11 protein-coding genes and 1 riboswitch are annotated in these 11,043 nt (G+C 65.4%); of the genes, 8 read left to right on the plus strand and 3 right to left on the minus strand.

The genetic code is table 11. The features are described 5' to 3' along the window. Nucleotides 1-135: 135 nt before the first annotated feature. On the minus strand, nt 136-981 hold the full coding sequence (locus tag IRZ12_RS01545; protein ID WP_296463375.1) for a lysophospholipid acyltransferase family protein: 846 nt from the start codon (nt 979-981) through the stop codon (nt 136-138). A 238-nt stretch (nt 982-1,219) separates the two neighbouring features. Between IRZ12_RS01545 and metK the strand changes: the two genes are divergently transcribed. Then, complete coding sequence (gene metK / locus IRZ12_RS01550) at nt 1,220-2,380, plus strand: methionine adenosyltransferase (RefSeq protein ID WP_296463378.1); 1,161 nt, start codon at nt 1,220-1,222, stop codon at nt 2,378-2,380. A 112-nt stretch (nt 2,381-2,492) separates the two neighbouring features. Here metK and IRZ12_RS01555 read toward each other — a convergent pair whose 3' ends face one another. After that, complete coding sequence (locus tag IRZ12_RS01555; protein ID WP_296463380.1) at nt 2,493-3,398, minus strand: amidohydrolase; 906 nt, start codon at nt 3,396-3,398, stop codon at nt 2,493-2,495. An 8-nt stretch (nt 3,399-3,406) separates the two neighbouring features. Then, complete coding sequence (locus tag IRZ12_RS01560) at nt 3,407-4,399, minus strand: tripartite tricarboxylate transporter substrate binding protein (protein WP_296463382.1); 993 nt, start codon at nt 4,397-4,399, stop codon at nt 3,407-3,409. A 151-nt stretch (nt 4,400-4,550) separates the two neighbouring features. Here IRZ12_RS01560 and IRZ12_RS01565 point away from each other — a divergent pair, with 151 nt between their 5' ends. The 7 genes from IRZ12_RS01565 to metF all read left to right on the plus strand — a co-directional run bounded on the left by IRZ12_RS01565 (nt 4,551) and on the right by metF (nt 10,694). Then, a complete protein-coding gene (locus tag IRZ12_RS01565; protein WP_296463384.1) occupies nt 4,551-5,465 on the plus strand; it encodes a LysR family transcriptional regulator in 915 nt (304 codons plus the stop codon). A 111-nt stretch (nt 5,466-5,576) separates the two neighbouring features. Next, a complete protein-coding gene (locus IRZ12_RS01570) occupies nt 5,577-6,575 on the plus strand; it encodes a tripartite tricarboxylate transporter substrate binding protein (RefSeq protein WP_296463386.1) in 999 nt (332 codons plus the stop codon). 12 nt (nt 6,576-6,587) lie between these two features. After that, on the plus strand, nt 6,588-7,400 hold the full coding sequence (locus IRZ12_RS01575) for an amidohydrolase (protein ID WP_296463387.1): 813 nt from the start codon (nt 6,588-6,590) through the stop codon (nt 7,398-7,400). Nucleotides 7,401-7,454: 54 nt separating this feature from the next. Then, nucleotides 7,455-7,673 carry a DUF1289 domain-containing protein gene (locus IRZ12_RS01580; protein ID WP_296463389.1) on the plus strand — a complete coding sequence of 73 codons (219 nt, stop codon included), beginning with the start codon at nt 7,455-7,457 and terminating at the stop codon, nt 7,671-7,673. A 116-nt stretch (nt 7,674-7,789) separates the two neighbouring features. Continuing rightward, nucleotides 7,790-7,897: riboswitch (S-adenosyl-L-homocysteine riboswitch) on the plus strand. Nucleotides 7,898-7,975: 78 nt separating this feature from the next. Next, nucleotides 7,976-9,394 (plus strand): adenosylhomocysteinase, encoded by a 1,419-nt coding sequence (gene ahcY / locus IRZ12_RS01585; protein ID WP_296463391.1) that lies wholly within the window; start codon nt 7,976-7,978, stop codon nt 9,392-9,394. A 72-nt stretch (nt 9,395-9,466) separates the two neighbouring features. Continuing rightward, nucleotides 9,467-9,805: a phage holin family protein gene (locus tag IRZ12_RS01590; RefSeq protein WP_296463394.1), complete on the plus strand. Its 339-nt coding sequence runs from the start codon at nt 9,467-9,469 to the stop codon at nt 9,803-9,805. Between the two features lie 25 nt (nt 9,806-9,830). After that, entirely contained in the window at nt 9,831-10,694 is an 864-nt protein-coding gene (gene metF / locus IRZ12_RS01595) for a methylenetetrahydrofolate reductase [NAD(P)H] (RefSeq protein WP_296463396.1), read from the plus strand. Nucleotides 10,695-11,043 lie beyond the last annotated feature (349 nt).

Raw genomic sequence — 11,043 nt, forward strand, 5'->3', positions numbered from 1 at the left:
GCCCGATGCCGGCGCCGGCCAGACGAATCATGCGTAGCGCGCAGGGTGCGCTCAATCGAAATAGTGAGGGAGGGTCGTGAGCGAAACTCACATCGGCGCCGCGGGGGCGGCGCGACGGGCATGCGGGCGCGGCAGCTACGCCGCCGGCGGGGCTTCGCCGCGAGGCGCCTTGTACCGGTTGTAGCCCCAGAGATATTGCTCAGGGCAACGCCGTATCATCGACTCCATGCCGGCATTGACCCACGCAGCCTGGGCCTCGGGCGTCTCGGGCACCGGCCCGGGCCACCGCACGAAATGAATCTTCCATCCCTGGGCGCCGGGCAGGCGCTCGCCCGCTGCGAGCACCACCGCTGCCCCGGTCTGGGAAGCCAGCCGTCCCGGCAACACCATGGAGAACGCGGGCCGGCCGAAAAACGGCGCCCAAACGCCCTCGCCGTTGCCCGGCACCTGGTCCGGCAAGATGCCGACCGCCTCGCCCTTGCGCAAGGCGCGCACCAGCTGGCGCACGCCCTGCAGATTGGCCGGCGCCGTATCGAGGTTGGGGCCGCGCCGCCCGCCTTCGACCAGCTGCGCTACCCAGGCCTTGCGCGGCGGCCGGTACAGCACCGTGATCGGACCGCCCCGATGGGCGTAATAGCGGGCGGCAACCTCGAAGCACCCCAGGTGCGGCGTCAGGAAGACGATGCCCTTGCCCTCGTCAAGCGCAGCCTGCACGACGTCCCAGTCATCGGTATGGCACTCGGCCAAGGCCTGGTCGGGCCGGAACCAGACACGCGGGATCTCCAGCGCCCCTTCCCCGGCAGCCGCAGCCGACCGGCGGACGAAAGCCTCGCCTGCATAGCCGGCAAGGGCGGCGTTGGCGCGAAGGCGCGCGGCGTAGTCGGAGGAACTCCGGTAGACCAAGAGCCCCAGCCAGCGTCCAAGGCGATGCAACCACCGCAGGGGCAGCCGGGCGAGTAAACGATAAAGAGTCAGAAACATCGATCGGGGATTCGAAAACGACAGGGATGGGCCACCCAGGGATTTTCCCCTAAAATAACGGAGATCGCCGAGTTAACAGACAACTTGCGGGGCGATCGCGGCGCCGGCTCCCGGCGCGCGCATAAATGCCGCTAAAGCGTCGCTGCTCGAAACCGGTCCCAGACCGACGTGCAACACGCCGCGGAACCGATAGCCGGCTCGCCCTTCGCACGCCGGTCAGCTTTTAAAGGACTATCGAGTGGCCAATTCCTACCTTTTCACTTCGGAATCCGTCTCCGAAGGACACCCCGATAAAGTCGCCGATCAAATTTCCGACGCCATCCTGGACGCCCTCCTCGCGCAAGACCCGACGTCCCGCGTCGCCGCGGAGACGCTGTGCAACACCGGGCTGGTCGTCCTGGCGGGGGAAATCACCACGCGCGCCAACGTCGATTACATCCAGATCGCCCGCGAAACCATCAAGCGCATCGGTTACGACAACACCGACTACGGCATCGACTACAAAGGCTGCGCGGTACTGGTCGCCTACGACAAACAATCACCCGACATCGCCCAGGGCGTGGACCGCGCCTCGGACGACTACCTGAACCAAGGCGCGGGCGACCAAGGCCTGATGTTCGGCTATGCCTGCGACGAAACGCCCGACCTCATGCCCGCGCCGATCTGGTATTCGCACCGCCTCGTCCAGCGCCAAAGCGAGCTGCGCAAAGACGGCCGCCTGCCCTGGCTGCGGCCCGACGCCAAATCGCAGGTCACCTTCCGCTACGTGGACGGCAAGCCGGTCGAGGTGGACACCGTCGTGCTTTCCACCCAGCACGCTCCCGACGTCTCGCAGGAAACGATTCGCGAAGCGGTCATCGAAGAGATCATCAAGAAGACCTTCCCCGAAGGCCTGCTGACCGACAAGACCCGTTACTTGGTCAATCCCACGGGCCGCTTCGTCATCGGTGGTCCGCAAGGCGATTGCGGCCTGACCGGCCGCAAGATCATCGTCGACACCTATGGAGGCGCCTGCCCGCACGGCGGTGGCGCCTTCTCGGGCAAAGATCCGTCCAAGGTGGACCGGTCAGCCGCCTATGCGGCCCGGTACGTGGCCAAGAACATCGTCGCCGCCGGCCTGGCCACGCGTGCGCAGATCCAGGTCAGCTACGCCATTGGCGTGGCCGAACCGATCAACATCACCGTGCATACGTTCGGCACCGGTGTGCTGCCCGATGACCAGATCGCCAAGCTCGTGCGCGAGCACTTCGACCTGCGTCCGAAGGGCATCATCAACATGTTGGACCTGCTGCGCCCGATCTACCAAAAATCGGCAGCCTACGGGCATTTCGGACGCTCGGAGCCCGAGTTCACCTGGGAAGCGACCGACAAGGCCGCGGCGCTGCGGGCAGCGCGCTGAAGCTGCCGTTTGGCGTGGCCCATGCGGGCCGAAAGATGAGGCGAAGCAGTGCATGCCGCTTCGCCTTTTTCTCTTGATGAAAGACAGGGCCGCCGGCGCCCGAGGGGGGGCGCTAGCCCTGTGCCGTTTCCTTGCCGAAGGGCCCGTACACCTCGCGGGGGTTGTGCACGAGGATCCGTTCGAGCACCGCAGCATCGTCCACCCATGCCGCCAGCAAGTCGAACAAGTCGCCGTCGTTCGGCATGCTCCGGCCGTGCATGTTGGTGTGCGGCCAATCGCTGCCCCATAGCAGGCGTTCCGGTGCGTGCCGCACCAGCGCCCGCGCCAGGGGCGTGACCTCCGAATAAGGGTAGTCTTGCGTCGTGCACCGCATGGGACCCGAGATCTTCACCCACACTTTGCCGGTATCGAGCATGTCCAGCAGCCGCCGGAACGCGGGCTGGTCCACGCCGCCGGCCGCCGGAATGCAGGCGAAGTGATCCAGCACGATGCGATTGGGCAGGCCCAGCAGGGTATCGGCATGCTCGAGGAGGTCGGTGCCGTGGGGGTAAAACTGGACGTGCCAGCCGAACTCGGCCACCAGCTCAGGGATGCGCGGGGAGGATAAGCGCGGCAGCGCGCCGCGATGCCCTGGGCTGACGAACCTGGCACCGCGCACGCCCAGCGCGTCCAGCCGCGCGACCGTCGCCCGGTCCACGTCGTCCGGCAACAGCGCGACGCCGCGGAAGCGATGCGGAAACCGCGTCAACACCTCTTCGAGATGGGCGGTGTTCGGACCGTATCCCGCGCCGCTGACGACCACGGCCCCGCTCAACCCCAAGGTGTCTTGCAGGGCAATATTCGTTTCGGGCAACGCGTCGGCCGACCGGTATTTGCTGTCGGGATGAAAGGGATAGCGGCTGGCCGGGCCGAACAAGTGGACGTGGCAGTCGATGGCGCCTGCCGGCGCCACCAACTGGGGCTTGCGCGGATGCGGATCGGGCGGAGGGGTCAGGGGCGGTAGCGTAGCTTCGGTCATCTCGGCGATCAATTAATCGTGATGCGGGAACGCCGCACCACGTCTTTCCATTGCGCAATCTCTGCGGAAATCATCTTCGCAAATTCCTTGGGCGTCGTGGTACGCGGCTCCACGCCCGCCGCTTCCAACTGGGCGGCCCATGACGGGTCGCGCCCGATCTCGGCCATGGTCCGGTGCAGCACATCGATCACCGCACGCGGCGTGGCGGACGGCGCGAGCACGCCCAGCCACAATATGCCCTCGTAACCCGGCACGCCCGACTCTGCGATGGTCGGCACGTCGGGAAGCAACTTGGAACGCGACGCGCTGGCGATGGCGAGCGGCTTGATCCTTCCACTCGCGAAATGCGGCTGGGACGTGGTGACGGTATCCATCTTGAGGGCAATCTGGCCGCCCAACAAATCATTGAGCGCCGGTGCCGCCCCCTTGTAGGGCACGTGAACCACGCTCAGGCCGAGCTTGAGCAGCAAGAGCTCCATCGTCACGTGGGGCAGCGTCCCGTTGCCGGCCGAACCGTAGGTCAGCTTGCCCGGATTCTTTCGGGCGTAATCCACGAAGCCTTTGAAGTCATCGAAGGGCTGCTTGCCGCTCGCCACCAGCAACTCCGGGATTTGCGCCACGAGCCCCACGGGCGCAAGGTCTTTTTCCGTGTCGAAAGCCAGGTTCCGTATCACGGCCGGGTTGATGGTGTGGTTCGGCGTGGTGAACAAGAGCGTATGCCCGTCCGGTGCGGCGCGGACGACGCGTTGGGTGGAGATCACGCCGCCGGCACCGGGCACATTCTCGACCACGACCTGCGTCTGCAGCCGCTTGCCCATCTGCGCCGCCAGCATCCGTGCGACGGCATCCACGGACCCGCCCGCCGGGATCGGCAATACCATCGTGATGGGCTTATTGGCCGGATAATCGGCCGCACCGACCGGAGCGGCCCAAGCCATTCCGGCAGCGACCATGAACGCGGCGCAGCTTTGCAGCGCCCCGCCAGCAACACGCAACAGCATCGTATCCATCCTCCACGCTTGCGGGACGCAGAGCTTAGATAAGGGCTGCGCGAGGCTCAAATGATTGTTTTGCACCACTTCATGAATTTCGTGCATAGTCGGGCGCGGCGATAATGTGGACGGCTGTCCGGCATCCAGACGAGGCATTCCCATGCAAATCGACTTCCTCGGTATGCAGGCTTTTCTCTGCATCGTCGAGCAAGGCGGCTTTCTTCCGGCCGCCGCCCACCTGAATCTTTCGCAAACTGCAATCAGCCACCGATTGCGCAAGTTGGAAGACAGCCTGGGCATGAAACTGCTGACCCGCACCACGCGCGCCATCACGCTGACCGACGCCGGCCGCGCCCTCTTGCCCCGGGTACGCAAGGCCATGCGGGAACTGGAACTGTCGTACGACACGGTGCGGCAGCACGCCCGGTCCGCGCCGCGCTGGCTGGTGTTCGGCTGCCTACCCACCCTCGCCGCGACCCAGCTCGCCCCCGCGCTGCAACGCTTTACCGCGCAATACCCGGACGTCGCCGTGCGCGTGCTGGATGACTCCATCGGCGAAATCGCCGAACACGTCCACAACGGGACCGCGACCTTCGGCGTCTCGCTCGCCAGTTCGAACCGGTTCGGACTCGACATGGAAGTCTTTGCCGAGGAACCGTTCGCCCTCGTTTGCCCGCCCCGGCACCGGCTGGCGCGCGCCCAGTCCCTGGACTGGGAGAAACTGCGCGGCGAACCGCTGATCCGCATCAGCTTGCCCGCGGGCAATGCCGCGACCATCGACGATGCGCTCGGCGACCGCCGCCTTCAATTCCGCTGGGTGTACGAGGCGCAACACACTGCAATCGCGCTGGACCTGGTGGCAAGCGGCCTGGGAGTTACGGTCGTGCCCGCCTTGTCGGCCATCAAGGCGCCGGGCGTGGTGGTGCGACGTCTCACCGGCCCCCGGGTGACGCGCCATTTGGCAGTCATTACTCGCCATGGCGCCATACTGCCCCCGCCGGCACAGGCCATGCGCGAGCTCCTGGTCGACGAGATCCGGCAAAGACTCGCCGCCATCGATGAACGGCATGAATAAATCCGTCAAACAATTCATTTGTCGGTAGTCCGCCGCCTGCATAGACTGCTGCGCAGCGACGGCCCTGCGCGCTGCGACCGGCGCAGCGGGCCACAACAAGAGGAGACCCCTATGCTCGACTGCGTCAGCAGGCCGCGGACCGCCCGGCGGTGGCGGCGCGCGGCGTTCGCCGCCATGCTGTCTTTCGCCATGGCCCCGCTTCAGGCCCAGGAAGACAAATATCCCGACCAACCCATCAAAGTCATCGTGCCGTTCGGCGTCGGAGGATTGGCCGACATCTCGCTCCGGCTCGTCACCCAGAAGCTCTCGGAACGGCTCGGGCAGCAGATCGTCGTCGAAAACAAGCCCGGCGCCGGCGGCGTGGTCGCGGCAAACGCCGTACTGGCCGCGCCCCGCGACGGTTATACGCTGGCGGTGTTTGCCAACGGCACCGCCATCAGCAAGACCTTGTTCAAGCTGCCGTACGACCCGGTCACGGATTTCGAGCCGATCTCGACCGTGGCCTACTTCGACCTGGTGCTGCTGGCCAATGCCAAGGGCCCGCTGCGATCGCTGTCCGACCTGCTGGCAGAAGGCAAGAAGCGCCAAGTAGTGCTCGGCACCATCAACCCCGGCAGCACGCAGAACCTCTCGGCCGAGCTGTTCAAATCCATGGCCGGGCTCAACGCCATGGTCGTGCCGTTCAAGAGCACGCCCGAAGTGCTGACCGCGCTGCTGCGCGGCGACATCGACGTCATGTTCGAATCCTATGCCGCACTCAAGGGCGCCATCATTTCTGGACAGGCCCGGGTGCTGGCGGCCACGGGCACGAGCCGCTCGGCCTGGCTCCCTGACGCGCCCACGGTGGCCGAAAGCGGCGTGCCCGGCTATGAAGTCGCCGGCTGGAACGCCTTGTTTGCGGCGGCGGGCACTCCGCCGAGCCGCCTGGACCGCCTCAACGCGGCCATCAACGAGGTATTGGGCGAGCCCGCGATCCGCAAGCGGCTGGAAGAGCTCGGCACCGAAGCCAAGGGCAGCACGCGCGACGAACTGGCCGCCATCTTCAAGCGCGACATCGCCAAATGGGCCGACGTCATCCGCAAGGCTGGCATCCCGACTCAACAAAACTAGCAGGAGCCCTCCGTGACTTTCGCCACTCACGCGACCGACGCCGTTCTGGTCGACGCCCACGTCCACGTATTCAAGCGCGACATGCCGCTCGTGCCCAATCCGCGGCACAGCCCCGACTACAGTTTCACGGTCGAACAATTGCTAGACACCATGGACCGGCACGGCGTGCACTACGCCGTCATCGCCGCGGCCAGCCCATGGGGCGACTACAACGACTACGTCATCGAATCCCTGGGCAAGTCGCCGCGGCTGCGCGGCACCGTCATCACGGCCCCCTCGGTGGAGCGGGTGGTGCTGGACCACATGCATGCGGCCGGCATCCGCGGCGTACGGCTGCCCTTCATCGGCATGAAAGACCTGCCCGACCTCGATTCCTGGGATTACCGCAAGTTCCTGCGCCGGCTGGTCGATTTGGATTGGCACGTGCACGTCCACATCGAAGGGCCCCGCCTGCCTGCCGTATTGCCCGCGCTGGAGCGATCAGGCGTGAAAATCGTGATCGACCACATCGGACGCCCGGACCCGGTCGCCGGCACCCGCTGCGAAGGTTTCCAAGCCATGCTGCAATCCGTGCGCAAAGGCCGCACCTGGGTCAAGATGTCGGGCGCCTACCGGCTTGGCGCGAATGCCCGCGACTGCGCCCAGGCGCTCTACCGAGAAGTGGACGTGGACCGGCTGATGTGGGCCAGCGACTGTCCCTTCGTCGGCGCGGAGTCGAGCATGACGTACGAGGCCGCCATCACTTGGTTGGAAGAAACCATTGCCGACCCGGCCGATCGCCGTAGGATCTTCGGCGCGAACGCGTTGCGCTTTTACTTCTCCTGACGCCCTCGCTGCCGGGCGGGGACTCGTCCGCGGATGGCGCTAAACTCCCCCCATATGACTGCCAAGCGTCCCGCCTCCGAGTTTCCCGCCTGCCCGCCCGCCAACGCCGACTCGCCCTGCGTAGCGGTGTGTTCGACCCTGTTCGACGAAATCTGCCGCGGCTGCGGCCGCACGGCCATGGAAGTGGCCAACTGGGTCATGCTCAGCGACGAGGAAAAGCAGGCGATTTGGAAGCGCATCCTCGCCGCCGGCTATCCGCGGCGCAAGGGCTGAGCCCGAGGCTCCCCCGAGGGGACGCTCCGCCTATTCATTTCTGTTCGTTTGTTACATAAACCCGTCACCACTGGGGTTTTCCCCGCAGCCGGCGGCGGGAACCCGCTACAATGTCGCCACCTGAGGAGCGTTGCGACGACCGGATGCCGGTCGCCAGGCTCAGGTTACGGACTGGCCGCAGCCGCCACGGCGGCGCCGGTCCCCGGCAACGGCGCTCGCCCCCTATCCTGCCCTTTGCAGGCCGTGCGGCGAGCCATCCCGGTTTCAGCCGCGGCGTCAAGGGCAAGCAATTTGGAGTCCCCATGAACGCTGTACTCAACGCCAACACCCCCGATTACCGCATCGCCGACCTCTCCTTGGCCGACTGGGGCCGCCGCGAAATCCGCATTGCCGAAACCGAGATGCCGGGCTTGATGGCGATTCGCGAAGAATTTGCCGCCGCCCAACCCTTGAAGGGCGCCCGCATCGCCGGCAGCCTGCACATGACCATCCAGACCGCGGTCCTGATCGAGACGCTCAAGGCGCTCGGCGCCGAAGTGCGCTGGGCTTCGTGCAACATTTTCTCGACCCAGGACCACGCTGCCGCGGCCATCGCGGCCTCGGGCACGCCCGTGTTCGCGATCAAGGGCGAGTCGCTGGCCGACTACTGGGAATACACCCATCGCATCTTCGACTGGCCGGCCGGCACCTACGCCAACATGATTCTCGACGACGGCGGCGACGCCACGCTGCTGCTGCACCTGGGCACCAAAGCCGAGCAGGACCCGAGCGTCATCGAAAACCCGACGAGCGAAGAAGAAGTGGCGCTTTTCGAGTCCATCCGCGCAACGCTCAAGCGCGATCCGAAGTGGTATTCCACCCGCATTGCCCAAATCAAGGGCGTGACCGAGGAAACCACCACTGGCGTGCACCGCCTGTACCAGATGTCCAAGAAGGGCGAACTCGCTTTCGCCGCCATCAACGTCAACGACTCGGTCACCAAGTCCAAGTTCGACAACCTGTACGGCTGCCGCGAATCGCTGGTGGACGGCATCAAGCGTGCCACCGACGTGATGCTCGCCGGCAAGATCGCCGTGGTCTGCGGCTATGGCGACGTCGGGAAAGGTTGCGCCCAGGCGCTCGCCTCGCTGCGCGCACAGGTCTGGGTCACCGAGATCGACCCCATCTGCGCACTGCAGGCCGCCATGGAAGGCTATAAGGTGGTGACGATGGACTATGCCGCCGACAAGGCCGACATTTTCGTGACGGCGACCGGCAACTATCACGTGATCACCCACGAGCACCTGCTCGCCATGAAGGACCAGGCCATCGTCTGCAACATCGGCCACTTCGACAACGAGATCGACGTCGCTTCGCTGCGCCAATACCAGTGGGAAGAGATCAAGCCCCAGGTCGACCACGTCATCCTGCCCTCTGGCAACCGCATCATCCTGCTGGCCCAGGGCCGGCTGGTGAACCTGGGCTGCGCCACCGGCCACCCCTCGTTCGTGATGTCGTCCTCGTTCACCAACCAAACCATCGCGCAGATCGAGCTCTGGACGCAGAACGAAAAATACGAAAAGGGTCGTGTCTACGTACTGCCCAAGCACCTCGACGAAAAAGTGGCGCGCCTGCACCTGAAGAAGCTCGGTGCGCAGCTCACGCAGCTTCGCCCGGACCAGGCCGCCTACATCAACGTGCCGGTGGAAGGTCCGTACAAGCCTGACCACTACCGCTATTGATCGTTCTTGCAGCGTCCCCCGGGGCCTTGCGCCCCGGCCTTCCCCTGACTCCAACTTTGCAAGGAGTTCGCGATGACCTTGTTACTCGTCTGGCTGCTCAACGCCGTAGCGCTTCTCGTCGTCGCCTACCTGTTGCCCGGCATCACGGTGGCGAGCTTTGGGTCGGCATTGATCGCGGCATTGGTACTGGGCCTGCTCAACTCGCTGGTCAAACCCGTCCTGGTCATCCTGACGCTACCCATCACCATCGTCACGCTGGGGCTGTTCTTGCTCGTGCTGAACGCGCTGCTGTTCTGGTTCGCCGGGTCCATCCTCAAAGGATTCCAGGTCAGCGGTTTCTGGTGGGCCGTCATCGGGGCGCTGCTCTACAGTCTGATTTCGGGTCTGCTTTCGTCCATCGTGCCGAACTGACCCGCCACTTACAGGTTGCTCCCAAGTGAGTTCGTCCATTTCTCCCGGTGCGGCGCCGGACGCCGCGCCGGTTTTCAGCCTTGAGTTTTTCCCGCCGCGCGACATCGCCGCGCAGGAAAGGTTGATCCGTACGGCCAAGCAGCTGCAAGGCCTCAACCCCCATTTCGCCAGCGTGACGTTCGGCGCCGGCGGCTCGACGCGCGACGGCACGATGCGGGCCGTTTCCATGCTGCAAAAGCTCGGCTATGAAGTCGCGCCGCATCTTTCGTGCATCGGTTCGACCAGGGAAAGCCTGCGCGAAATCCTGGACGCCTACCGCGCGGCCGGCATCAAGCGGCTGGTCGCCCTGCGCGGAGACCTGCCTTCGGGCATGGGCGACATGGGCGAATTGCGATATGCGCGGGACTTGGTGCGCTTCATCCGCGAGGAAACCGGTGACTGGTTCCACATCGAAGTGGCAGCCTACCCCGAGATGCATCCCCAGGCGCCCGACCCGGAATCCGATCTGGACCATTTCGTCGAGAAGATGCGCGCAGGCGCCGATAGCGCCATCACGCAGTACTTCTTCAACGCAGACGCCTATTTCGATTTCGTGGACCGCGCAACGGCCAAGGGCGTCCTGGCGCCCATCGTGCCGGGCATCATGCCGATCACGAATTACACGCAGCTCGCCCGCTTTTCAGACATGTGCGGAGCGGAAATCCCGCGCTGGATCCGCCTGCGCCTGGCTTCCTACGGCGACGACAAGGCCTCGATCCGGGCCTTCGGGCACGACGTGGTGACCCAGCTGTGCCAGACGCTGCTCGACGGAGGCGCGCCTGGCCTGCATTTCTACACGATGAACCAGGCCGACGCCACGCAGGCCATCTGGAACGCGCTCGAGCGCTAGATGCGCCCGCACCCGATGCGGTGCACTCCCCTGCGGCAGCCGACCGACCACGCGGTCGACGGCTGCCCGAAAACTCCCTTTGCCTCACGCAGAAGGACGGACGTCCGCTCCCGAACCGGGCGTCCGAAGCAGTATGAAAAACCATCCCTCCTCCCTCCCAGCCGAAAACCCGGGCCGGCTGATCCTGGTCCTGGCCATGCTGGCCGCCTTCGCGCCCCTTGCGACGGACATGTACCTGCCCGGCTTCGCCCATTACGCTGATGATCGTGGCGCCCGTTTTTGCGCCGCTGCTGGGCGGGTGGATATTGGTCACGGCCGGATGGCAGGCCATCTTCATCCTCCTGCTCGC

The organism is Pigmentiphaga sp. (genome assembly GCF_019689535.1).
In the GTDB taxonomy this organism is placed as follows: Bacteria; Pseudomonadota; Gammaproteobacteria; order Burkholderiales; family Burkholderiaceae_B; genus Pigmentiphaga.

Coding starts and splice junctions, on each gene's coding strand:
- IRZ12_RS01545 (WP_296463375.1), bottom strand. CDS start 981: ATGTTTCTGACTCTTTATCGTTTACTCGCCCGGCTGCCCCTGCGGTGG.
- IRZ12_RS01555 (WP_296463380.1), bottom strand. CDS start 3,398: ATGACCGAAGCTACGCTACCGCCCCTGACCCCTCCGCCCGATCCGCAT.
- IRZ12_RS01560 (WP_296463382.1), bottom strand. CDS start 4,399: ATGCTGTTGCGTGTTGCTGGCGGGGCGCTGCAAAGCTGCGCCGCGTTC.
- IRZ12_RS01565 (WP_296463384.1), top strand. CDS start 4,551: ATGCAAATCGACTTCCTCGGTATGCAGGCTTTTCTCTGCATCGTCGAG.
- IRZ12_RS01570 (WP_296463386.1), top strand. CDS start 5,577: ATGCTCGACTGCGTCAGCAGGCCGCGGACCGCCCGGCGGTGGCGGCGC.
- IRZ12_RS01580 (WP_296463389.1), top strand. CDS start 7,455: ATGACTGCCAAGCGTCCCGCCTCCGAGTTTCCCGCCTGCCCGCCCGCC.
- ahcY (WP_296463391.1), top strand. CDS start 7,976: ATGAACGCTGTACTCAACGCCAACACCCCCGATTACCGCATCGCCGAC.
- IRZ12_RS01590 (WP_296463394.1), top strand. CDS start 9,467: ATGACCTTGTTACTCGTCTGGCTGCTCAACGCCGTAGCGCTTCTCGTC.